Below are 22,280 nucleotides of genomic sequence, written 5' to 3' on the forward strand. Positions count from 1 at the left end.
TGGATGGCGGTTACCGTCATCCAATTTATAAATTTAAGCGTTTTGCAATTTGCTCATCCTATTCCTTTCATTTTCATCCAAGTATATCTTTCGCATCCGGATGTTTTTTGGAGTGATCTCCAGGTATTCATCTTTCTGGATGTACTCCATAGATTCTTCAAGGGAGAATTTTTTAGCAGGTGCGATCTTGGTGTTATCGTCCGATCCGGAAGCCCTCATATTGGTGAGCTTTTTGCCCTTTTGCACATTGACCACGATATCATTATCCCTGTTGTGTTCACCGATCACCTGCCCTCCATACAATTCTACTCCCGGGTCCACAAAAAAGGTGCCCCTGTCCTGGAGTTTATCTATCGCGTAAGCGGTACAGGGTCCCCCCTCCATGGAAATGATGGAGCCGTTGATTCTGCCTGGGATGGCACCTTTGAAAGGTTCATAAGCCAAAAACCGATGGTTCATGATGGCCTCACCTTGGGTGGCGGTTAAGACGTTGTTTCTCAATCCGATCAATCCTCTGGAAGGAATCTTGAATTCCAAATGTTGCAGGTCTCCCTTGGGCTCCATCACCAGGAGTTCACCTTTTCTTTGGGTAGCAAGTTCGATGACTTTGCCCGCGGTTGTTTCAGGAACATCCACTACCAGGGTCTCTATCGGCTCGTGTTTGACACCGTCAATCTCCTTGTAGATCACCTGAGGTTGGCCGACTTGGAGTTCATAGCCTTCTCTCCTCATGGTTTCGATCAACACAGACAAGTGCAGGATGCCCCGGCCGTATACAATAAATTTGTCCTCATTGTCGGTAGGCTCTACCCGCAGGGCCAGGTTTTTCTCTGTCTCCTTTAACAATCTGTCCCTCAGGTGCCTGGAGGTTACGAACTTGCCTTCTTTACCGAAAAATGGAGAATTGTTGATGGTGAAGAGCATGTTCATGGTAGGTTCATCAATGGCGATCCTTGGCAGGGCTTCGGGATTTTCCAGGTCGGCAAGGGTGTCACCGATCTCAAAGTCCTCTATGCCCGTCACCGCACAAATATCACCCGCAAAAACCTCATTCACCTTGTTTTTGCCCAACCCCTCGAAAACATGCAGTTCTTTTACTCTCACCTTTTTGATGCTGCCATCGGCCTTGCACAGAGACAGCTGAACACCTTCCTTGATGGAGCCTCTTTTTACACGGCCGATAGCAATCCGGCCCACAAAATTGGAATAGTCCAAAGAAGTGATCTGCATCTGGAGGGTGCCTTCTTCGATTTTTGGTTCAGGGATATATTCCACAATGGCATCCAACAGCGGGAGAATGGAGTCGGTGGGGTTTTTCCAGTCCGGTCCCATCCAGTTGTTTTTTGCGGATCCATATAAAGTATGGAATTCCAGTTGCTCTTCCGTGGCATCCAGGTTGAACATCAGATCGAACACGGCTTCGTGCACCTCATCAGGCCTGCAATTTTCTTTATCTACCTTGTTGACCACCACGATGGGGGTAAGACCCAGTTCCAATGCTTTTCCCAACACAAACCTTGTCTGCGGCATCGGCCCTTCAAAGGCATCCACTAAAAGGATCACGCCGTCGGCCATTTTCAAAACCCGCTCCACTTCCCCACCGAAATCGGCGTGCCCGGGTGTGTCAATGATATTAATCTTTACGTCTTTGTATCTTACAGAAACATTCTTCGAAAGAATGGTGATGCCTCTTTCACGCTCCAGATCGTTGTTGTCCAGTATCAGCTCGTCAAACTGTTGGTTTTCCCTGAAGATTTTTGAAGCATGGATGATTTTGTCTACCAAGGTGGTTTTACCGTGATCGACGTGTGCGATGATCGCAATATTACGGATACTCTGCATGTGAAATTGAATTAAGGTGCAAAAGTACGAAGAATATCTCGAAAATGATTTTATAAATGCAAGGTTTAATATTTTGATAAAGCGTTTTAAAAAACCGCTTGGTGATTTAACCATCGGAGAATGGCTAAAAAGACCAATTGCAAACTGGGAACAGCCCTTTTGGGAGCATGGCAAGAGTTGAGCCAAAAAGCGATTTTCAGGTTAACCAACGGATTTATTATCCACGGATTCCATTGACCCTGCTACCGGTCCTCCATAGGACTTCCAAGCGAGGCCGGCGGGTCACGGGTGACAGGCAATTCATGAAATGGTCCAAGTCGCGGCTTTTTTTCAGATAATGTTTTCTACGACATTATACTCTAGGGCTGCAAGGAATTGATCCACTCCTTGATCAATTCCAATCCTTCCACGTGAACGGTACTTCTGCCGATTTCGGGCATGGCGACCCCCACTTCCGTGGATGCCATCCGGTAAACCATGATGGATTCATCGGCTTTTCCGGGGAAAATGCTAAATTTATGTGGCCCGGCACCGAAGCCTGCAGCCACCGGTGTTTTGAAGACCCCCAATTTGTTAGCATCCTTTTCTTCATAATTCAGGAAAAGACCGGAAGTACCGGCAGGGCCCTCTTCGCGGTGGCAAGGGGCACAGTTGATGTCCAAATAAGCCCTTGCCCGGTTATGCAAGAGTTGCCCTTCGTCCTCATAATCCACGACCGGAGCAAATTGAAGTTTCTCCTCCTCCCCGATATCCAGTATCCCTAACTCCTGCCATTTGGACAATTGGTTGACGGGGCCGTTCCCGTAATCCAGGGCATGGTCGAGGTACTTGGCTTTCAAACCGATGGGGACCAGCTTCTCATTTTCATTGTGGCAGCTCTTGCATTGGTTTTTATTGGGGACGATGTATTTGATGATTCGCTCTCTGCCGGTTTTATCGGTCCATTTCACTTCCATTTCTGCCCCCACCACTTTGTACGTGGCATCCGTCTGGTCTTCATTCCATATGTAGGGAAATGCTTCCCATAACCCGTTTCTTTTTATGATCAGTCTTGTTTCGAGGATTTTTCTTTTACCGTCAGGTTTTCTGAAATCTTCAGGATAGTAAAAGTTTTTTATCAGTACAGTATTGTCCGGGAACTCCAGCTTGCCCTCCATGTCCCCGGGGACTAGCCTGGAAGCGGCGTTTTCAGGCATCCAAATAAACCGGGCCTTATAAGCATAGTCGCTGAAAAGGGCCGAAGAGGGCGCGTATGGAACAACATTCCTCTTAGGATTCAGTTCACGCATATATTTATCGAAAAAACCGTACTCCGACAGGTGCCGGAATGGGACATCGCCAAGGTCCACCTTGTTGATGTCTGCTGCATAATCGGGTTCAGGAGTTTCAGTTGCATGGGAGTGCTGCCCTATGGCTATCTCACGATTTTTTTGTTTGCAGGCGCCTACGCCCAGCAAAACGGTTAAGATGACGATATAAAACCTGAATGTATCCATGCCTTAATTATTGTACGTGGAGATCGGATAAAACGATCTCCGACTTACAACTGAAAGGTGCATATTCCTTGAATGATTGGATGTTCTTTTCACCTTCTTCCAGATAAAACCTGGTGAAATGCAGGTTCTCTATTTCTGGTTCATCGATACAGATGTTCATGGGGTTTCCGGTGATGTCATCACCTTTTGCCGAATCAAAAAAGCCATCGTAGATGATGTCCTGGCTTTTGGCTTTTCCATGAGCCCCGTGCATGGATATCAGCTGTCCCAACTCTTTGGACAGGTCAGGTAGGGCCATGGGCCTTTTATACGTGTTGTTGTGAAGGTATATATTTGAGCTATAGGGGCTCCAGTTGGGAGCTTCGGCAGGGAAGCCAGTGATCTGGTAGCTGGCGATAGCAACGCCCACGGTCTTGTTATTGTGGATGGTGTTGTTATAAACTTCGACCTCTTTGGCGGCCAGGAGTATGACTCCTGATCCGGGAGGGATTAGGGCGACGGCATTGCCATTGGGACTTTCATGATCGGGCTGGGCGAAATTCGTATGGTTGTTATGGATGATTTTGTTATCATAGACTTTGGTGCCTTTGCCTTCACTTTTGGGTAGGCCAGGCAGGTTGAAGACAAGGATTCCCCCTGTGTTGTCCCTGACTGTATTGCCGAAGACTTCGGCATTGTCTGAGTTTTCGATTTCAATCCCGGCGACATTGCCGAAAGCCAATGAATTTTTCACAATGATGTTTTCAGATTGGCCCACATAAATACCGGCATCCCGGGAATGGGAGGCGATGCATTCATCTACCACGACATTTTTGCACTGGACCGGGTATATGGCATAGGTGCCGTTCTTTGACTTATCCCCATGGGTCCAGGTGACATTGATCTTTCTGAAAGTGATGCCATCGCAATGCTGGGATTTAATGCCATCCCCGGGAGCATCTTCTATGCTGAGGTTTTCAATCAATATATTTTCACCTACGAGTTTGACGCCTTCTCCTCCCGATGACAGGTTCTTAAAAGAAAGTACAGTTTCTTCTATTCCCGCCCCTTTGATGGTAACATTCTTTTTGTTGTCCAAGATCAACTGGGTTTTAAAAGCGTAAAACCCGCTGGGAATTTCGATCACATCTCCATCCTCTGCTAAAATAAAATCCTCAATGACCTTTTCAATTTCCTCTTGCCCAACTCTGGGAAGCTTGCTTGAGTCGAAGGTTCTCTCATTGCTCCTGCTACCGCATCCCAGCGGGATAATGATGAGTAGGATGAACTTCAATTTATATAAATATTTGGTTTTCATGAATAAAATGGGAACAGTTGTCTCTATTCAAATTTACTTTATATCTGTCAATTCTCTTTCATGGTCCCGCAAAAAAACTGCTCTATTTCCACTAATACTGCTTTTATATAATTAAGTTTTTAATTATATTTAACCTTATCCATCAATTGATTTAAAAACATGGAAAATTTCTTCAAATCAGTTCTCAGCGTCTGCCTTCTCCTGTCTATTATAGGCTGCTCGAAGTCCGGTTCCGAAGGCCACGAAAAAAAGCCACAGACATTTTATCTGGTTGTCAACGATTCCATTGAGGTACCCTACCTTGGCCTTGTGGACTTGATGGACGTGGATCCCCAGCAGGAATTGCTTCTCTTCCATGACATTCAGCAAGGCAGTATATTGCTCGCGGATTTCGCTGGGCAGCATCTTTTGAACCTCAAAAGACGGGGAGACAGCCCCCAAGACTACGGCAGGTTCTTATGGTCTCCGGCCCGCATCAGTCCGCAGGGGAAAATATATCTTACTTCCCATAGGGGATATTTTGAATACGATAGGAATGGGGAACTGGCAAAGCACACCCGGTTACAACAAGAAGTTTCCTTGTCAGGAAGGGCGGCTGCCGATCAGGAATTCCAGATATATAACGGACACTTCTACCAAAGCGGCATTTCCAGAAACGCGAGCTTCGGGACAAACCAAAAGGAATTCTACGACGAATTTCAACTCATGGTCAGGATCAATCCCGAAAATGGAGAATTGACCCGTTTCCTTCATCTCGAAGAAGCAAGTGTTCTAAAGAATGGTAGGGGACATGATATAGGTGACATGATACCTGTTTTTCAAATAGTGAACGACCACCTTTATGTAATCGTAGCCAAAGATCCTCACTTAAACATCTATCATCTGGATGATCCCGGGACATTGGTAAAAAGGGTGCCGCTGAATTACCGTGAATTTCAGATAGGCGAAGGCCAACCTTTAGAAACGGTAGATCCCCGAATGATCAGTCCCAGTATGACCATTGGCAAGACATATGCATTAAAAAATGTGGATGACTTCCTGCTGACCACTTATTTTCCGGGTATAGACCGGCAGGACCAGGAAATATATGAACAAATATTCTCTGGAGAAGAATACAGGGTATTTTTCGACCGTATGAGAAAAAAATACCCCTATCGGTTGCACATAACTGATCTCGATGGAAACAGGCTGGTGGACATGGAACTACCCGAAAAGCTGGATCAAAGGCAGTTTTTGGTAAGGGATGGCAAATTATGGTTTCTCTCCCGTTTCAACCAGGAAACGGAAGAGGATTTTGTTAAAGTATATCAGGTGGGTTTGGAAATAAAATGACTGTTAAGGCCTTATTCCCTCTCTCTGAGCTGCAATATAGTGCTTAAAACAAGGAATCCATGGAGGCGGTAACTCCTTATCCCATCCCACTTTATTTCACCCTAAATACGTTACTTCTGAAAATCACATGATCACCGGGCCATTGCAGATTGGTGCTGTTTTCCGCAGTGACGAAAATCTGGGTGGGCTTGAAACGGGTAGTGCTTTCAAAGCTTGCCCTGCTCCTGTTGGCCATCATGCCTCTATTGTTTCTCAATTCTCCGATGTTTCTGGTACCCTGACCCTCAGTCTCGATCCAAACCACATAATGTTTTTTTGCAGGTGTAAGCCTTTCGGGAAGCGCCATGCCACTGACCTCCAGCCTCACCCGGTATTCATCTTCGCTGGTTTTATTCACCCTGGCGCTGGGCTCTGCGGTAGGGATAACTGGGGAAACAGGAAAGGTGATTTTCTTGGAACAGCCATTTACGCCCAAAAATATGGACAGAACCAAAATCAATACAGCGGCTTTGCGGGTAGAAATCAATAGACTCATAATGATTGTTTTATATTAAAATTGATATAAAATATTAAAATAAACTAATTTTTACAAAATTACTACATTGTTATGACAAATAAACCATATTGTACATCATTAGTTTATGTAAATTGGAATTTTTATACCTTAAATCCGCTTGCGGATTTAAGGATAATATTTTTATTTCTTTTTGTCATGTTAAAGTCTTTCTTTAATATCTGTTAAAAATGCCTCTAACGAAGCAAGGGTATACCCGACAGACTGATCAAGTTTTGCTGCCCAATGTTTGGCAATATCCGATTGATATTGAGCATTAATGTTTTCTTCAAGAACAATAAATATCCTTTCTTTTAATGGATTTGATTGATTAAGGTATTTTGCAGATGCTCTACCCAGAACCCGAGAAGCAACTTTTCTTTGACTTGGGTTTCCGTCATCCTCCAGCAATTCTGATAAATCACCATGTTCATCGATTATGAAATCACTCATTAACCAGTAGTATTCATCAATAATCAGTAAAATGTCCCCAAGATCATTTTCTCTTTTCTCTGAACGATCAGACCAAGCCACCATATTTCAGTAAAATCATACCTTCGAAGGATGGGATATTGACAAATTTTCCCTCGATTTGAACCGATTTAAGGTTATTTGACAAAATTGTACTCATTCCCAGCACATGAAAATCCACGTTTCTTTCATTAAAGTTTACAGTATGGTTTTGCTCAATCTTTCCATAAGGCAATATATCAATCGCTATATCAAACCCTTTGTGGTAATAGGCCCATGTATCCGTTACATTCCTAAATCCCTTTTCTTCCAAATCCCTCACCAGTCCTCTATAGTCTTCGAAAGAACTGATCATAATGGCAAAATCAATATCCTTGGTGCCTCGTGGCGGCTTAATTCCATTTTTGAGTAGCTCAAGTGAAATCGCAGTGGCACCCAATAGATAATAGGGGATTCCTCTTGCTTGGAATGTTTCATCAAGCAAATCAAAAACTTCTCTGAAATAGGGAATTCCCAGTTCTTTATAACTCTTGGAGGTATCTCTCATGGATCATTCGGGCTGTTTCGAGACTTCTTTTGTCTCCATTGATGATCAGGTCTGCATAGACCAAAGTCAGCACGGTTTTTCGGGATTTTTCCTTCTATATCCCACTGTCAGGGTTGATCTGTCATGAATTTCCAGGTAATCTCTCCGATAGTGTCCGGCTTTCCTTTTTCCGGCTTAGCTATTTTTCCGGTTAAATTTCCGTTACGGTCGGTTTCAACATTAATTTCCCTCCATGAAAAATCGCCCTTCTCGTAATCATAGGTAATGCCGTCATCATCGTAAAGATAAAATGTGCCCGCCTGGGTGCCGTAGTGTCTGATCTCCAGATCAGTTTTTTCATTCAGACCAGGCGCATGCAAGCGGGGTGCCATCATGGGAATAATTCCCCCATCACGAACGTACACCGGGATTTTGTCCAATGCTGCCTGGACCTCTATGACTTCCCCGTTGCCCACATACTGACCGTTATAAAAGTCGTACCAGTTTCCCTTGGGCAAAATGACTTTTCTGGATGTTTCCCCTGCGAAAACGGGGGCCACCAAAAGAAACGGACCGGCCATAAATTGGTCTTTCACTTCCTTCCGGACGGCTTCCTCATAAGGATTGGTTTCCAGGTCAGCGCTTCCGGCTTGGTTTTTTAAAGAAATGTCATTAAAACCTTCTTCAAGATTCATGGCCCTGAAGGGCGGGATGCCTTCAAAATGATACAAGGCAAAGCTTGTGTACCAATAGGGCATCATCCGCATGCGCAATGCAGCCATTTCTTTTACCTGTTGTTCCACTTCCGGGAAAGACCATGGTTTGGTACCGCTGGCCCAGGCATTGATCATGGCCATGGGGGAGAAAATCACTGTCTGCATGCGCCGAAGCCACTCTTCTGCTGTTTTAGAGGCCCGGGCCTCCGGGGTCCACAGCAGCCCTGAAAAACCGCTGTTGATCAATGCGGTGATGAAGTCGCGGTGATCGTAGTAGTCATTATATAGGACATAGGGAAAGGATGTCCCTCCTGCGTTGGAAGCCCTCACCAGACCATAGGTCCGGAGGTTCTTTTCTCTGAAAAGGGCTGTACTTTGTTTTTTTACAAACAAGCCATAAGCCTGTCGCATCTGTTCGGCACTTAAGCCTGAGGGAAAGCGTGCCACATCTGGCCAAAGCCACCTGTCATATCCGTCCACTTCATCGATCTTATAGCCGCTTACCCCTATGCCCACATGGTCATCCCGGAACGGCTGCCAGAAAATTTTCTGCGCCGCCGGTATGCTGAGATCCGGGACCACTCCCGCCCAAACGGTGTGGGAAGCGGTATAGGGTAAGATCTTTTGGTAAATTCCGGCATCAGGAGACACATACGGGTTAACCCAAAGATTGATCCGGACACCCTTTTCCAAAAGTTCCTTTGTAAACTGCAAAGGATCAGGGAACCTGCCCAGGTCCCATTCAAAGGTATTTGGGTAGGATTTACTTTGCCATCCGGGTTCGAGACCTATGAAGTCCAGAGGAAATCCCCGCTCTTCAAACGCGGCCACCTCGCTCAGAACATCCTCGCTGGTATAGAGCCTGTGGACCCTCTGGGTAAAACCCAATCCCCACCGGGGTGGCAACGGTCCTCCACCCTGAAAAAGGTTATAGCGTCTCACAGCTTCCAATGGCGTGGGACCTGCGAAGAGGTATATTTCCACCCCTTCAGCGGGAACCAGTATTTCAACAGCATCTGAATAGGGGCTGGAAGTCCAGTTTTCATCGGTATTCCGGTCCAGGGCTTCCGGGGCATCGGGACTGTCTTTGCGGGCTGAACTGCCGGCATACACATCAAGATAGCGTGCTGAATTGATCAATACGCCATAACCCAAAGAGGAAAGGTAAAAAGGCACAGGTGCATGAGTCCGCCCGTTGTCGCTGCCTCCATAATGGTCTACATGAAGTCTTTTGATGCTTCCCCTTTGGTACACCGTTTTAAAGTTCAGCCCGAAGCCAAAAAGCTGCTCTCCCCTTTCCAAGGGGAACCGCAGATAAGTCTTGCGGTCATTAAGTATGGCTACGATTTGTTCCTGATCAAGGGGGAAATTTACAGGAGTCATTTTTGCCAGTGCTCCGGATCTGGGCGTAACGTCAGCGGCCTTTAGTAGGTCAAATTCCTCAGGGGTTCCCACTGTGCCCTTCCAGATGCCCGGTTCAACCATTTCCCAGGTGATCTGCTGAGAGTGGCTATAAGTTGTCCAACAAAAAATACATACTAAAAGCAACAGTGGTCTTTTGCCCATTATAATACCATTTTGAATTTCGGATAAAGCTAATAAAATTGTATAATTAAACCGGCAAGCTTTTCTGTAATTGCAATGGATGGCATTTTCTCCGCCATGGCAGTATCATTTACTGAAGAAGGTTTCCACTAAATCAGGAATAGGATATGATACCGGTTTTCTTTTATTTGTTTTGGATATCGATGATGGCAAAATCAGACACAGTGAGGGATGTTTTTTGGGAAGAAAGGCAACTGACTTTTGGTTCCCAAAATCACGAGTTGGACCATAATGAAAATTTTTCCTTTGATGATGAATGGATAGTTTACGATACCCGACCGGATCCAGACGGTATCGCACAAAATGCGAAAATTGAAAAGGTACATGCCAAAACCGGGGAAACCCATGTAATCTATGAAGCGCCAACTCCTTCCGAATTTGGTCCGGGGATAGGTGCTGTGAGCTATCATCCCAGTGAATCTAAAGTTATATTTATCCACGGCTTACCCTACTCGGATGCATCCCGGCCTTACGCAGGCCACAGAAGGACCGGAGTCATTATCGATGAAAGCCGGCCGGATAAAGTCAGTTTTATGGATTCAAGAGACATTTATCCGCCTTTCACGTCTGGGGCACTGAGAGGTGGAACCCATCGTCATCAATGGAGCACTGATGGAGAATGGATAGGATTTACCTATAATGATGCGCTCATGGTGGATTTAGAAAGAAAAACCGGGAGAAAGCATGACCTGAGGACGGTAGGTGTGGCAAAAGAAAAAGGACCGGATGTGAGTATACAACCGGATGAGGAAGCGGAAAACATACAGGGGGAGTGGTTCTCAGCACTGGTGGTAAAAGTGGTGCCAGACCCTGTTCCGGGATCTGATGAAATCAGCAGGGCTTATGGCGACTGGTGGGTGGGAAACCATGGCTACCTCAAAGCACCTGGGAAACACCAGCGGGCCCGGGCCTATATGGGCGATCTGCTTACTTCGGAAGGAAAAGCCATAACCGAGGTATTTGTAGTGGATATTCCCGATGAGCTTCATCAGGAAGGGGATTCGGGACCCTTGGAGGGAACGGCGTCCACCATGCCCATGCCGCCCAAAGGAGCGGTCAGCAGGCGGCTTACTTATACAGAAAACAGGAGGTTTCCCGGCGTGGCCACCACACCCCGCCATTGGCTCAGTTCGGCCTCGGATGGCTCCTTTATCAGTTACCTGGCTAAGGATGACAATGGAACAGTTCAGGTATTTTTGATTTCGCCTCTGGGTGGAGAGCCTATTCAGGCAACTTTTCACTCCTTTCCGGTTCAGAGTATGGTTCGCTGGCATCCCCAAAACCCTGAGTTTACGTATGTGTGTGACAACAGTATCTTTATGGTATCTTTAGCCGGGGAGGATGAAATAAAGGGGCCGGTCAGGCTTACTGCGCGTTCAGATGAGCAGCCTTTTGCCCATTGCTTTTCGAGAAAAGGAGACAAGATAGCTTTTAACAGGTATGTGGAAAAGGAAGGGAAGCGGTTTATTCAGGTGTTTTTAGCGGAAAGCCCCTGAGGTGTTACTTCAGTTCATACCATTCAATGTCAGTAAGCGGAGCCCTCCGTCCCCTTTTTTTAGGGGCATAGTTTTGGGACAGATAATTCAGGATGATTTCTTCATTAGCTCCCAAATCCCAGAGATTTTGGGTTTCCTGCATCCAGCGGATCATCTTTTTCCAGCCGTCTCTGTCTGCCCGGTTTTGGGTGATCAGCATGGCCGAATGACAGGCGGTGCAGTTGGCTATGACGAGATGCAACCCTTCATCAGCCACCAGGCCCGTCTGAACATGGATACCATCTTCAATACGGTCTTCAATCTCATCCAAGGGTATAGGGGATTCCTGTTTTTCTTCTTTATAAAAAGAACTGAAATCAGGGTCTGTCTGAAGATAGATGACAAACCCGATAAGCGCCAATACCAAGACAACGAGCGCTATCAGGATTCCCCAGGAGGTTTTAAGGTTATTTCTTCGAAAAAAAGGCATACTCAAGTAACTTTGATGGCTATTCTATGACAGGCGTTGTTCACGTAACCTTTTGGATTCCAACTGGGGCTTAGCATAGGCTGGCTTACCCCGGTATTGTCTTTTGCCTTTGCCCATACCTCATAGTATCCTTTCTTTGGGAAGTTTATCTTGGCGCTGAACCGCTGCCAGGCATATTTATTTTTCCCTTTTTGCAGGGAACAAGGATGCCAGGTAGCACCGAAGTCGATGGAATATTCCATCATTTCAATATAATCTTCTCCGGTCCAGGCATGCCCACGGATATCCAATACCGTATTTTCCTTGATCATGGCGCCGCTTTTGGGATAGGTGATCAAGGATTTGACGGGCATTTTTTCTATCACACACATGCTTTCATTGGGGACTTCTGCTCCAGGTTCCACCGGATCGCAGGGAATGGAATAAGATGGGGGTGCCATTTTTTCTCCGTCATGGACCTTGTCCCGAACCGAAAGGGCTTTTAGCCATTTGCCCGAGACCGAGGCAGGGAAACCGGATGCAATCATTCTGAGTGGATACCCGTGCTCAAGGGGAATATCCTTGCCATTCATCTGAAATGCAATCAGTGTTTCATCCTCCATTGCCTTTGCTATGGGCACTCCCCTTGAGATGGATTCCTTGTTGGGATCCCGGCTTAGATGAGTATCTGTCGCATGATATCCTACATAGACAGCGTTGTTTTTGATTCCTACGTCATCCAAAATATCTCTCAGTCTCACACCCGTCCATTCAGCACAGGAAACGGCTCCCACCGTCCACTGGTTACCCTCCGCAGGGGGGTAAAACTCACTGCGGCCGTTCCCCCCGCATTCCAGCACCAGGTGATAGGTATGTTTAGGGAATTTGGTCTTCAATTCCTGAAGGGTGTAGGTTTTTTCCGCGGTAACGGACTCTCCCTTAACGGTCAGGGTCCATCCCTCCACATCTGTTTTTTCAGGTATGTGTCCGTTGTTCCGGATAAACATTTTGTCAGCAGGAGTGACATAGTCATCAAGGATGTGGGCCTGAGACTCCACATTCCAGGGCTGGTCGTTTAGAACGACCATGTCCTTGTGTTTTCCGAATAGCCGGTAGGGATCATTGACTTCCTGTAGGGCCAAGGGGATGTATCCTTTTGGCATTGCAAAAACCACTTCTGCGCCCAAAAGCGTGGCGAATGATCCCAAGGCTGTTTTTTTGAGAAATTTTCTTCTGGTTTGGAAAGGTTCTTTGGCCATAATTTTTACCGTAGTATAAAAGGCAAATTATGACATTTTGAAAAAAATACCAATTGAATTGCTATGGAGGGCTGCTTTGTGTGAGCTAAGTCACATTGAAATACTCGTTCAGAATCGCGGACATATCATCCCTTTCCTGTAAATCCTTCACGATCCTTCCCTTTTCAAGAAGAACTATCCGGTCACACAGCTCGGTGACATGGTTCAGGTCGTGGCTTGAAATAAGAAAGGTGACCAAATTGGTCTCCCTTTCATTAAGTATAAGTCTCTTAAGCCGGTTTTGGGAGCTTGGATCCAGATTTTCAAAAGGTTCGTCCAGCAGAACGGCTTCGGGATGTCCGAGCATGGCCGCCGCGATGCCTACTTTTTTGATGTTACCCTTGGACAGGTCCCTGATGTATTTGTTTTTGCCCAAAACCTCATCGTTGAAGAAATCCTTGAATTTTTCAAGATGAAGCATCAGGTCCTGTTCCGAAAGCCGGTAAATCTTTCTCAAGGCCGCAAAATATTCCTCCGGGGTAAGATAAGATAAAAGCATATGCTCGTCCAGAAAAGCCCCCACTTTGGTTTTCCATTGCTCTCCTTTGCTTACATCTTCCTCATCCACCAAGACCCTGCCTTTCGTCGCCCTCACTAAATCCAGCAGAATACGGAACATAGTGGTCTTTCCAGCTCCGTTGTTGCCCACAAGCCCGAAACATTGCGATTTAGGGATGGAAAGTTCGGGAATGTCCAAAGCCGTATTGTCCCGGTATTTCTTTTTCAGTTTTTCGATTCTTATCATAGTTCTTGCCGGAATGAAGATGATATTTCATACCTTTTTTTCGCCACTGCGGTTTGGATTCTTGTTAAAATAAGAGGAAACGCCAGAATACCGAAGAGGCCTGCAATACCCAGTGCCACCAACCCTGCATAGTCGCCGATCCATAGCGCAAATGGAAGAAATATCAAGTAGGGGCCCATTAGCAGTGGAATAATCATCAAAAACTGAGACATGCCCATACCTTCATAATTGAACATGGCGCCTTTATTAAGATCCATAGGCTTGGGTTTCCACAGTGAAAGATAAACGACCAGGTGCATGGTTACTCCCATATTAAACAAAAAAGTGGCGAGGTGTATCCACAAAATTTCCCATCCAAAATAAGCATACGGAAGAGAAAGCAAAAAACAAAGGCACGAAATACCCCCAAATATCAGGTATTTTCCCTTGACCAATGCTTTGAGGCCATTTCTTTGATAAATATAAAAATCAAATGCGGGAGAATTCCAACTCAGAAACAACTGCCCGTATTGTAACATGAAAATCCCGGTGATGAATGTGCCCACGAAAATAAAAATATAGCTGAAACCATGTTCGGAAAGGTAGAGGGGGTTGTTATAAAAGATCAGGCCATATAATAGGAAAATCAGACAGAACGTAAGGTAAGTCCGGCTTTTTTTATGCCTTAAGATCAGCTTCCACTCCAGATTGGCCATCTCTCCGGCCAACCCGAACTTGGAGAGAAAACCGAAGCTGTGATTGGCAAAACTTAAATTTTCCTCTTCACTTAACTCTTCCAAATAGGCGTTTTGCTTGTAAAAGGCAAAGCAGAGAAAGTAGCTGCAAACCAAAATGATAATTAGCAGAAAGATGGGAACAGGGCTTTCAAGGGCAAACGTAAAAACGGGTTCGAAAAACGCACCCAAATCATAATAACCATAGTAACTGGCTCCTATACTCAGCAATAATCCGGTAAAAACAAGAAGCATGGCCGGGATATTGTCTTCAAACCGCTGCTTGAACCATAGCATGAACCAATGTATTGACCAGCTTGTAAGCATGATTGATCCTAGCCAGATGTAAGCAGGGACAGGCCCGAACGTGTATTTGATTTCGGTCATAGCAAAGGGCCCGAACAATAGCAAGCCCACTATGGACAGGGGGGATATAAATGACCCCAGCAACAAAAAATGGATGATTCCCGATTTAGGAATGGGCAGGTGCAGGAAATTTTCGAGGGTGATGACCGGGAGCTGCTGTATGAAATAGCGGTATATCAGTTCCAGAAGAAAAAAATACAATAGACAACTGTTGATGAAAAAAACAGTGTCATCCTGTCCGAGGATATTTTTTACAATATGATTAAGGCTTAAACCAAATAAAAACAAGTAGCTCAGAAGCAAAAAAGCCAAAAAGAAAATGAAAATCCCAATGGTCAGACTTCTCGCAAATGATGTGGACCTGATCCTTTTTAACAATTCAAGTTTTATTAAAGTCGCGACCATTTTGGGTTTTGAATTAGATTTTTTTTGCCACAGAATGGGTATATTGATTGTCTAAAATAGAAAAAAAATCCCAACAGGTGTAAAAAATTTTATGTTAGGGCTTAAACGCCGATCTTTGGGAGGGAAAAACTGATGATTATGGATATTGACTTTGGGATTAAAAATCTGGAATTCAAGGATCTGGAAGTGGCCATGCGTTTAAAAGACGAAGAGGGCTGGAACCAAACGGTTGAGGATTGGAAATTATTTTATGAGCAGAACCCCCATCTGTGTTTGAAAGCAGAGGTGGATGGAGAGACAGTTGCCACCGTCACGGCTATCAACTACCAGAACCGGCTTTCGTGGATAGGAATGATGCTGGTCGATAAGCGCTACCGTGGCAGGGGGATCAGCCAATCCCTGATGGGGGCAATTATTGACCGGCTGCAGGATTGCAGCTCTGTCAAGTTGGATGCTACCCCCGCGGGTTTTCATGTGTATAAGAAACTGGGATTTGAGAAAGAATATTCCCTGAACAGAATGGTCAGGGTTGATCAGAGCAAGATGATTCCGGATGAAGCGATGGTCCACATGCGGCCTATTGAAGAAAAAGACATGACAACTATTTTAAAGCTCGATATCCCGGTTTTTGGAGCCGACCGGCAGGCTGTTCTGAGACATCTGCGCCGTACTTTTCCCGAAGGGGCGATGGGCATCTGGGAGGAAGAAGAATTGAAAGGTTTTCTGTTTTGCCGTAAAGGTTCCCGGTATATACAGCTAGGACCCATGGTGGCATATGAGGATGCGTTTGCCCTCCGCTTGTTAAAAAGCGCCATCCATAAGTTTTCTGGGGAAAGGCTCGTGTTGGACATTGCCATGGACAAAAAAAACCTGATTGAAGGGCTGAAGGAAGCGGGGTTTGAGGTACAGCGGGAACTGATCCGCATGTACCTAAAAAGCAATTTGTACAAAGGAGATCCTCATCGGTATTATCTCATCTGCGGTCCTGAACTTGGCTGAACTGGCATTTTGTTTAATCTTCTCTATTTTTGTAAAAAAATCCCTGAATTAATTAACTACAGAAATTTTGGTTGTTAAACAAATTCTGACGCTTCTTGCGTTTTTGGTGGTCTCCTTTTCAACACACGCCCAAATATTGAACATAGAAAGGCTCCGGATGGAGAAAGACACGGCAAAAACTTTTATGTTCAAGACTACTTTTGGCCTGAATATCTACAATAGAAGTGCTGCGGCAGATGCACCTGTCAACCTGTTTGGGTATAACCTGGACATCAACAGCATGTATTATCCAAAACGCCATGCTTATATTCTGGTATCCAAATTTGATTATCTGCGGATCAATGAGAGTGACTTTCTGAATTTTGGTTTTATCCACGGCAGGGCAAATTTCTTGCGGGAGAACAACATCAATTACGAAACTTATGTGCAATACTCATTTGATAATTTCCGGGGTCTTGATCCAAGATGGCTCGGGGGAGGATCTGTAAGGCTCAGGATGATCAAAAATGAAAAGGTAACCTTTATTTTGGGAGTTGGGGGATTTTATGAATGGGAACGGTGGTTTCATCCCTATACAGAAGAGTTTGTGGAGGTGGATTTTGTAAAAAGCTCCAATTACCTCTCCCTAAGGGCCACGCTCAACCAGTATGTGGACATCAATACCGTCAGCTATTATCAAACGGGATATGATGCGAGCATAAATGACTTTCGTCACCGGATCAGTACTTCGATCGTGCTGAATACCAAATTCACTGACAGGTTGTCGTTTACCAATTCCTTTGATCTGGGATATGAAGACAAGCCGATCGTACCGATTACCAATCTGATATTTTCATTCAAGACGGGGTTGTCATTGGATTTTTAAATGCTTTACGTGGAAGTTATTGAAAAAGTCATGTGTTTAAAATGTCAGGATTTGGAATCTTAAATTCGATTAATTTTATAACTTGCGGTGATGGAAAATTTTGTTGTTTCAGCCAGGAAATATAGACCTTCGGATTTCAAAAGTGTGGTGGGACAAAAGCACATTACGACCACACTGAAGAATGCCATAAAAAACAGCCACCTTGCACAGGCATTTTTGTTTTGTGGGCCAAGGGGGGTAGGGAAAACCACCTGTGCCCGGATTTTGGCTAAAACCATCAACTGTGAAAACCTGAAAGAAGAAGGCGAGGCCTGCAATCAATGTGATTCCTGCCTGGCTTTCAACAGCAACAGTTCTTTCAATGTCCATGAACTGGATGCCGCGTCCAACAATTCGGTGGATGATATACGGAGCCTGGTAGATCAGGTGAGGTATCCCCCCCAAAAAGGTAAATACAAGATATACATCATTGATGAGGTGCACATGCTCTCTAACCAGGCGTTCAATGCCTTTTTGAAAACCCTGGAAGAACCTCCCAAATACGCGATCTTCATCCTTGCCACCACCGAGAAACATAAGATTATCCCCACCATCCTTTCCAGATGTCAGATTTTTGATTTCAATAGGATACAGATCAAAGACATTGCAGATCACCTTGCTTATATTGCCCGTACCGAAGAAATCGATTATGAGGAGGAGGCTTTGAGGCTGATAGCTACCAAGGCAGATGGCGCTTTGCGGGATGCCTTATCCATATTTGATCTCATCGTGACTTTTTCGGCAGGCAAAAAGGTGACCTATCAGGAAACCATCAGCAATCTTCACATACTGGATTACGATTATTATTTTAAAGTGACCGAAGCGTTGTTGGACGAAAGTATTTCATCGGCCTTGCTGGTTTTTGATGAAATTCTAAAAAAGGGGTTTGACGGACATAATTTCCTGGTTGGGTTGAGCGAGCATTTCAGGGAACTGCTGGTTTGTAAAGATCCGGACATGGCCACACTCCTTCAGGTTTCAGAAACGGCAAGATCCAGGTACGTAGAGCAAGCGGGTAAAGCCTCAGTCTCCTTTTTGCTTTCGTCACTGAATATCTGTAACCAAGCTGACCTGAGCTATAAGAGCAGCAAAAACCAGCGGCTGCATGTAGAATTGGTGTTGATGAAGCTGGCCAAATTACCCCATGCCTTGTCGCTGGCTGCCGTTGCCGGGAATGGGGCAAAAAAAAAAGCCTAACGCCTGAACTGACGGATGATAACGCTCCCGTTCAAGGCCCTGCTGTGGGGGCTAAAGACATGGGTGCGGTCAAATCCGAGGTTAAAAAGACGCTGTCCATCCCCTCCAGTATCACGGCTGTAAGGAAACAAATGGCGGCCAAGCCCAAACTGACCGAGGAGGCCCTGCCGGAGGCTCCTGCGGAGGAAACTGAACCTATAAAGGAAAGCAAAACCCTTCCATTGACGGAAGATAGCCTGAAGAATGCTTTGGAAGAGGTGATACTTGCTTTTAAAGCAAATCACAAAAACCTTGAGGTTGCGGTTCTAAAACAGCCCTACGAAATCCATGAATCACAGGTTGTTTTTATCCTTAGCGGGGGACTTCAGGAGGATATTTTTATCAAAGTGAAGCCCGAGTTGACCGGGATGCTGCGGAAAAAACTTCAGCATGCAGCGTTGGAAGTGGCATTTGAAATCCGAGAGGAGGAAGTAGATCCTGCCAAAAACCTGTATACTTCGAGGGAGAAACTCACCTATTTACTGGATAAATCACCTGCGTTGAAAGAGCTCCAAAGAAGATTTGGTCTTGAAACCGATTTTTAAAAATCCACCCCGATACCAAAATTGATAAGGTTCTGTAACTGGATTGCTCTGGAGGAGGTGCCGTCATCCTGTTCTATGAATACGCTTTCGTCATAGATCATGACGGTCTCTATCCGGGTGGTAATATACCTGTTGACCTTCATACTGATCACGGAGTTGAAGTTGATCACCATATTTCCCAGTTTTTCATAGTTGGAGAAGATATTCAGGTCAGCTTTCCACCGTATATTTTCCATCAACTGTGTGTCAATGGATGAAGTCATCGACATCCCCGCTTCCGGCCGGACCTGTTCTCCGGGAATCACACCAAATGCCCCGGCCCGGCTCAGGGAGTCATCCAGCACGATGGTGAACCTTCCCGTAAAGGGAGAGACAATGGTGGAGAACCTGTTGCCATTGTATTCTTTCTGATAGTTCAGACCGGTAGAGGATTGGATATAACCCGGGCTCAGAAAATCTGATATTCGATTGCGGCTTTCCTGTTCCGCTCCTGCAGGTCTAAAATACCGGTAACCGTGCAAGAGTTGGGTTCTTGCATCTAACTGGGTAGAAAGGTAGATTTTGTCACTTAGCTGACGGCCGTATTTGCTGGTGAATATAAAGTTATCATTGGTTTTTCTGGTCGCAAAAGCCCTTCCCGTCTGCCGGTTAAGGCCATAATTGACCGTTAATTTGGTGTCCCAAATGATGTTGTCTTTTTTATAATTAGCAAACAGCTGTAAACCCGAATTGAGAGCAAAAGAACTGGCACCGCCCGCCGCCCAGTTACTGAGACTTACCTGCTGCAAGCCCAAATTGAAGTTACCACCGTGCCTCCAGTAGATTTCTTTGGATTTTGGTGTGAAGATCAGGGAGTCCCCAAGCATGATCAAGGTGTCCCCGCTGATAATCACCGTATCCGCTTTGCTAAGAATGTCAGTGTCCTGTGCTTTAACACCCTGAATTGCAAATAGCAAACAAAATAAAACGGCTAACCTTATGAAATGCATAAATCTGAAAGCTGGGGCTGGATAAAAAGCAAATATAAGTTGATTTTAAGAAATTCTTCGACTTATTTATGAATGATTAACTTCTGTCCGACTTTGATAATGTGATCATCCCCCAGATTGTTCCACGTTTTTAACTGGTCAATGGTAATACCGTGTTTTCTTGAAATCGCATAAAGGGTATCACCCGGCTGCACCAAATATTCTTCGCTGTTTTGCCGGGGAGGGGGCGATGCCGCCGGCCCGGAACTTTGGCTTCCGCTGTTGGTCGATGTGGTAACGGTTGGCGTTTTGTTTTCTGCCACCTCCCTGTTTTGCGGAGGAGCAGGGTTTTGAGCCATCGGCAGCTGTCTGGCCATGGGGATTTCTTCGTTTCTCTTGAGGTATCCCCTCAATTTCAACACCATACCCGGCTGAAGGTCTTTGTCTTTGTAAATCCGGTTTTTGGCCTTTAGCGAATGCAGCCTGATTCCGTATAGCTGTGAGATCTGCCAAAGGGTTTCACCCGGTTGAACGATATGTTCCTCCACTTCAGCCTTTGCCTTTTTTTTCTTTGTGTAGTAATACTGTCCGGCCTGAATCGGATCGGATTTTTTCAGGTCGTTTGCCTTTCTGATTCTTCTTTCGCTGACCCTTGCCTGGTTGGCCAGGTAAGTCTGGCTGCCGTCTTTAAGCGCCAAAATCCCTTTGATGTTGTTTACCCTTATCTCGTTGGGTTGCACCGCCTTGTTTTGGTTGCCGGTAACCCGCGGGAATCCCTGGGCGTTTCTCCGGGCAGGCTGGACACGGGCATCCGGAGTCGGGCTTTGGCTACTGGCAATCGCAGGCCGTACTGGAGCGATGTCTTTTAGGATGTAAGTAACCACGTAGGTTCGGTCTCCAGGTATTTGGCCGTTGGTCCATTTGTTATATTCTTTCAGATGGGATTCACTTACTCCCAGGGTTTTTGCTACAGCCGAAAGGGTTGTCGGCCCTTTGACCGGGTATTCATGTAAAAAATTTCCATTGCTCACAAGCCTGCCCGTCTGCCCGTCAAATGCGATTTTATGAGCGAGGAATTTCTTCAGGTACCAATGGCTGTTCCGGTCAATGTCCATGGTTCTTTTGCCCTTGAACTGGTCCTTGAAATATCCTCTGGCTCCACCCAGGCCCATCTGATAGGAGACCAGGGCACAGGCCCAATTGTCCAAGTGATTTTGATGTTTTTTCAGATATGCGGCGGCGCCTCTCGTAGAAGAAACGATATTTTTGCGTTCATCCACCTGATTGTCTACCCGCATAAAGACCTCTTCGGCAGTACCCTTCTTAAACTGCCAAAAACCCACGGCATTGGACGTGGATACCGCATCGGGGATAAGGCTGCTTTCCTGTATTACCAGGTATTTGAAATCCTCCGGCACACCTTGTTCTCTGAGTACCCTTTCCACAATGGGCATATAGAGATTTACCCGGTCAAGTTTTGTCTGGAAATAGGTGGCGTTTCTATAGAGTGCGTTCACATCCGCCTGGATTTCCCGCCTGGCCTGCTCATTGAGTCTTAAAGACATGTCGGCAAAATAGATTACCTGGGGTACCTGGGGTACCTGGCCCATCACCTGAATGTTTGTCAGAGTAAAGAATAAGAAAACAACAAAAATCTTTCTTTGCATAGATTACCAGCTTTTAAATTTTTTTGGCCATCATGATCCCATCCCTGATGGGCAATATAACATTTTCCACTCTAGGATCATTTAAAACTTTTTCATTGAAATCCAGGATAGCTTTGGTGTCCTTATCCAGTTTCTTCCGGTATTTTGCCAATACTTTCCCTGACCAAAGTATGTTATCAGCCAGAATGATGCCTCCATCATTCATTCTTTCAACGACCATATCGTAATATTCCGCATAATTGGTTTTGTCAGCATCGATAAAGACAAGGTCGAAATTCCCCTCAATTTCAGGGATCAATTCCAAGGCATTGCCTATGCGGTAATCAATACAGTCCTGAAGACCGGATTTCCGGAAAAAGCCGCTGACCATGTTTTCCAGTTCCTCATTGATGTCCAAGGTAACTATTTTCCCTCCTTTTCCCAGTCCCCGGGCCATGCAGATGGTTGCATAACCCGTGTAGGTGCCTATTTCAAGTGCCAGTTGGGGGCGGTGCAGTTTAGAGATCAGTTCCAAAAATTTGCCTTGGACCGGTCCGGAGAGCATGCGAGGCTTTAATACCTTCAAATGGGTTTGCCTGTTGATGTACGCCAGGATATCATCTTCCGGGCTGCTGTAGTCTACGCAGTATTGAAATAAGGCTTCGTCTATCAT

At 45.5% G+C, this 22,280-nt stretch carries 22 protein-coding genes; 7 read left to right on the forward strand and 15 right to left on the reverse strand.

Annotation, left to right across the window (positions count from 1 at the left end; genetic code table 11):
- Positions 1-33 precede the first annotated feature (33 nt).
- Positions 34-1,842, reverse strand: coding sequence for a translational GTPase TypA (gene typA, locus ACFPFU_RS06815; RefSeq protein WP_377062808.1), 1,809 nt, complete (start codon positions 1,840-1,842; stop codon positions 34-36).
- Positions 1,843-1,858: 16 nt separating this feature from the next.
- Between typA and ACFPFU_RS06820 the strand changes: the two genes are divergently transcribed.
- Entirely contained in the window at positions 1,859-2,023 is a 165-nt protein-coding gene (locus tag ACFPFU_RS06820; RefSeq protein WP_377062810.1) for a hypothetical protein, read from the forward strand.
- Positions 2,024-2,201: 178 nt separating this feature from the next.
- Here the strand turns inward: ACFPFU_RS06820 and ACFPFU_RS06825 are convergent, their stop codons facing one another.
- On the reverse strand, positions 2,202-3,338 hold the full coding sequence (locus ACFPFU_RS06825; protein ID WP_377062812.1) for an SO2930 family diheme c-type cytochrome: 1,137 nt from the start codon (positions 3,336-3,338) through the stop codon (positions 2,202-2,204).
- Positions 3,339-3,345: 7 nt separating this feature from the next.
- Positions 3,346-4,611: a parallel beta-helix domain-containing protein gene (locus ACFPFU_RS06830; RefSeq protein ID WP_377062814.1), complete on the reverse strand. Its 1,266-nt coding sequence runs from the start codon at positions 4,609-4,611 to the stop codon at positions 3,346-3,348.
- 183 nt (positions 4,612-4,794) lie between these two features.
- On the opposite strand from ACFPFU_RS06830, the gene ACFPFU_RS06835 reads away from it, so the two are divergent.
- Positions 4,795-5,967, forward strand: coding sequence for a hypothetical protein (locus ACFPFU_RS06835; protein WP_377062816.1), 1,173 nt, complete (start codon positions 4,795-4,797; stop codon positions 5,965-5,967).
- 91 nt (positions 5,968-6,058) lie between these two features.
- Here ACFPFU_RS06835 and ACFPFU_RS06840 read toward each other — a convergent pair whose 3' ends face one another.
- The 5 genes from ACFPFU_RS06840 to ACFPFU_RS06860 all read right to left on the reverse strand — a co-directional run bounded on the left by ACFPFU_RS06840 (position 6,059) and on the right by ACFPFU_RS06860 (position 9,799).
- Complete coding sequence (locus ACFPFU_RS06840) at positions 6,059-6,502, reverse strand: hypothetical protein (RefSeq protein ID WP_377062818.1); 444 nt, start codon at positions 6,500-6,502, stop codon at positions 6,059-6,061.
- 180 nt (positions 6,503-6,682) lie between these two features.
- Positions 6,683-7,057, reverse strand: coding sequence for a hypothetical protein (locus ACFPFU_RS06845; RefSeq protein WP_377062820.1), 375 nt, complete (start codon positions 7,055-7,057; stop codon positions 6,683-6,685).
- Positions 7,041-7,538 (reverse strand): hypothetical protein, encoded by a 498-nt coding sequence (locus tag ACFPFU_RS06850; protein WP_377062822.1) that lies wholly within the window; start codon positions 7,536-7,538, stop codon positions 7,041-7,043. The genes ACFPFU_RS06845 and ACFPFU_RS06850 overlap by 17 nt, the downstream gene beginning before the upstream one ends.
- Positions 7,513-7,611: a type IV toxin-antitoxin system AbiEi family antitoxin gene (locus ACFPFU_RS06855; protein WP_377062824.1), complete on the reverse strand. Its 99-nt coding sequence runs from the start codon at positions 7,609-7,611 to the stop codon at positions 7,513-7,515. Before ACFPFU_RS06855 ends, ACFPFU_RS06850 begins: the two co-directional genes overlap by 26 nt.
- Positions 7,612-7,645: 34 nt before the next feature.
- Positions 7,646-9,799: a glycoside hydrolase family 31 protein gene (locus ACFPFU_RS06860; RefSeq protein ID WP_377062826.1), complete on the reverse strand. Its 2,154-nt coding sequence runs from the start codon at positions 9,797-9,799 to the stop codon at positions 7,646-7,648.
- Between the two features lie 146 nt (positions 9,800-9,945).
- Between ACFPFU_RS06860 and ACFPFU_RS06865 the strand changes: the two genes are divergently transcribed.
- A complete protein-coding gene (locus ACFPFU_RS06865; protein WP_377062828.1) occupies positions 9,946-11,334 on the forward strand; it encodes a DUF3748 domain-containing protein in 1,389 nt (462 codons plus the stop codon).
- Positions 11,335-11,338: 4 nt separating this feature from the next.
- Here ACFPFU_RS06865 and ACFPFU_RS06870 read toward each other — a convergent pair whose 3' ends face one another.
- The 4 genes from ACFPFU_RS06870 to ACFPFU_RS06885 form a co-directional block, all read right to left on the reverse strand.
- Positions 11,339-11,803: a hypothetical protein gene (locus tag ACFPFU_RS06870; RefSeq protein WP_377062830.1), complete on the reverse strand. Its 465-nt coding sequence runs from the start codon at positions 11,801-11,803 to the stop codon at positions 11,339-11,341.
- A 2-nt stretch (positions 11,804-11,805) separates the two neighbouring features.
- Entirely contained in the window at positions 11,806-13,041 is a 1,236-nt protein-coding gene (locus tag ACFPFU_RS06875) for a sulfite oxidase (protein ID WP_377062832.1), read from the reverse strand.
- Positions 13,042-13,126: 85 nt separating this feature from the next.
- A complete protein-coding gene (locus ACFPFU_RS06880) occupies positions 13,127-13,825 on the reverse strand; it encodes an ABC transporter ATP-binding protein (protein ID WP_377062834.1) in 699 nt (232 codons plus the stop codon).
- Positions 13,822-15,309, reverse strand: coding sequence for a DUF5687 family protein (locus ACFPFU_RS06885; RefSeq protein ID WP_377062836.1), 1,488 nt, complete (start codon positions 15,307-15,309; stop codon positions 13,822-13,824). Before ACFPFU_RS06885 ends, ACFPFU_RS06880 begins: the two co-directional genes overlap by 4 nt.
- Before the next feature lie 138 nt (positions 15,310-15,447).
- On the opposite strand from ACFPFU_RS06885, the gene ACFPFU_RS06890 reads away from it, so the two are divergent.
- The 4 genes from ACFPFU_RS06890 (at position 15,448) to ACFPFU_RS06905 (ending at position 18,993) form a co-directional block, all read left to right on the forward strand.
- On the forward strand, positions 15,448-16,308 hold the full coding sequence (locus ACFPFU_RS06890; protein WP_377062838.1) for a GNAT family N-acetyltransferase: 861 nt from the start codon (positions 15,448-15,450) through the stop codon (positions 16,306-16,308).
- A gap of 67 nt (positions 16,309-16,375) precedes the next feature.
- Positions 16,376-17,173 (forward strand): DUF481 domain-containing protein, encoded by a 798-nt coding sequence (locus ACFPFU_RS06895; RefSeq protein ID WP_377062840.1) that lies wholly within the window; start codon positions 16,376-16,378, stop codon positions 17,171-17,173.
- 90 nt (positions 17,174-17,263) lie between these two features.
- On the forward strand, positions 17,264-18,409 hold the full coding sequence (locus ACFPFU_RS06900; RefSeq protein WP_377062842.1) for a DNA polymerase III subunit gamma/tau: 1,146 nt from the start codon (positions 17,264-17,266) through the stop codon (positions 18,407-18,409).
- A 59-nt stretch (positions 18,410-18,468) separates the two neighbouring features.
- Positions 18,469-18,993 (forward strand): DNA polymerase III subunit gamma/tau, encoded by a 525-nt coding sequence (locus ACFPFU_RS06905; RefSeq protein ID WP_377062844.1) that lies wholly within the window; start codon positions 18,469-18,471, stop codon positions 18,991-18,993.
- Here the strand turns inward: ACFPFU_RS06905 and ACFPFU_RS06910 are convergent.
- The 3 genes from ACFPFU_RS06910 to ACFPFU_RS06920 all read right to left on the reverse strand — a co-directional run bounded on the left by ACFPFU_RS06910 (position 18,990) and on the right by ACFPFU_RS06920 (position 22,280).
- Positions 18,990-19,982: a DUF3078 domain-containing protein gene (locus ACFPFU_RS06910; protein ID WP_377062846.1), complete on the reverse strand. Its 993-nt coding sequence runs from the start codon at positions 19,980-19,982 to the stop codon at positions 18,990-18,992. The two genes, ACFPFU_RS06905 and ACFPFU_RS06910, sit on opposite strands and share 4 nt — an antisense overlap.
- 62 nt (positions 19,983-20,044) lie before the next feature.
- Positions 20,045-21,628, reverse strand: coding sequence for a LysM peptidoglycan-binding domain-containing protein (locus ACFPFU_RS06915; protein ID WP_377062848.1), 1,584 nt, complete (start codon positions 21,626-21,628; stop codon positions 20,045-20,047).
- A 13-nt stretch (positions 21,629-21,641) separates the two neighbouring features.
- On the reverse strand, positions 21,642-22,280 hold the full coding sequence (locus tag ACFPFU_RS06920; RefSeq protein ID WP_377062850.1) for an O-methyltransferase: 639 nt from the start codon (positions 22,278-22,280) through the stop codon (positions 21,642-21,644).

It is taken from the genome of Negadavirga shengliensis (assembly GCF_042652345.1).
Taxonomy (GTDB): Bacteria; Bacteroidota; Bacteroidia; order Cytophagales; family Cyclobacteriaceae; genus Negadavirga; species Negadavirga shengliensis.

Excerpts from the sequence above, each read along its gene's own strand:
- typA (WP_377062808.1), bottom strand. The coding sequence starts at position 1,842 with ATGCAGAGTATCCGTAATATTGCGATCATCGCACACGTCGATCACGGT.
- ACFPFU_RS06825 (WP_377062812.1), bottom strand. The coding sequence starts at position 3,338 with ATGGATACATTCAGGTTTTATATCGTCATCTTAACCGTTTTGCTGGGC.
- ACFPFU_RS06835 (WP_377062816.1), top strand. The coding sequence starts at position 4,795 with ATGGAAAATTTCTTCAAATCAGTTCTCAGCGTCTGCCTTCTCCTGTCT.
- ACFPFU_RS06840 (WP_377062818.1), bottom strand. The coding sequence starts at position 6,502 with ATGAGTCTATTGATTTCTACCCGCAAAGCCGCTGTATTGATTTTGGTT.
- ACFPFU_RS06845 (WP_377062820.1), bottom strand. The coding sequence starts at position 7,057 with ATGGTGGCTTGGTCTGATCGTTCAGAGAAAAGAGAAAATGATCTTGGG.
- ACFPFU_RS06850 (WP_377062822.1), bottom strand. The coding sequence starts at position 7,538 with ATGAGAGATACCTCCAAGAGTTATAAAGAACTGGGAATTCCCTATTTC.
- ACFPFU_RS06860 (WP_377062826.1), bottom strand. The coding sequence starts at position 9,799 with ATGGGCAAAAGACCACTGTTGCTTTTAGTATGTATTTTTTGTTGGACA.
- ACFPFU_RS06865 (WP_377062828.1), top strand. The coding sequence starts at position 9,946 with ATGATACCGGTTTTCTTTTATTTGTTTTGGATATCGATGATGGCAAAA.
- ACFPFU_RS06870 (WP_377062830.1), bottom strand. The coding sequence starts at position 11,803 with ATGCCTTTTTTTCGAAGAAATAACCTTAAAACCTCCTGGGGAATCCTG.
- ACFPFU_RS06875 (WP_377062832.1), bottom strand. The coding sequence starts at position 13,041 with ATGGCCAAAGAACCTTTCCAAACCAGAAGAAAATTTCTCAAAAAAACA.
- ACFPFU_RS06880 (WP_377062834.1), bottom strand. The coding sequence starts at position 13,825 with ATGATAAGAATCGAAAAACTGAAAAAGAAATACCGGGACAATACGGCT.
- ACFPFU_RS06885 (WP_377062836.1), bottom strand. The coding sequence starts at position 15,309 with ATGGTCGCGACTTTAATAAAACTTGAATTGTTAAAAAGGATCAGGTCC.
- ACFPFU_RS06890 (WP_377062838.1), top strand. The coding sequence starts at position 15,448 with ATGGATATTGACTTTGGGATTAAAAATCTGGAATTCAAGGATCTGGAA.
- ACFPFU_RS06900 (WP_377062842.1), top strand. The coding sequence starts at position 17,264 with ATGGAAAATTTTGTTGTTTCAGCCAGGAAATATAGACCTTCGGATTTC.
- ACFPFU_RS06905 (WP_377062844.1), top strand. The coding sequence starts at position 18,469 with ATGGGTGCGGTCAAATCCGAGGTTAAAAAGACGCTGTCCATCCCCTCC.
- ACFPFU_RS06910 (WP_377062846.1), bottom strand. The coding sequence starts at position 19,982 with ATGCATTTCATAAGGTTAGCCGTTTTATTTTGTTTGCTATTTGCAATT.
- ACFPFU_RS06915 (WP_377062848.1), bottom strand. The coding sequence starts at position 21,628 with ATGCAAAGAAAGATTTTTGTTGTTTTCTTATTCTTTACTCTGACAAAC.
- ACFPFU_RS06920 (WP_377062850.1), bottom strand. The coding sequence starts at position 22,280 with ATGATAGACGAAGCCTTATTTCAATACTGCGTAGACTACAGCAGCCCG.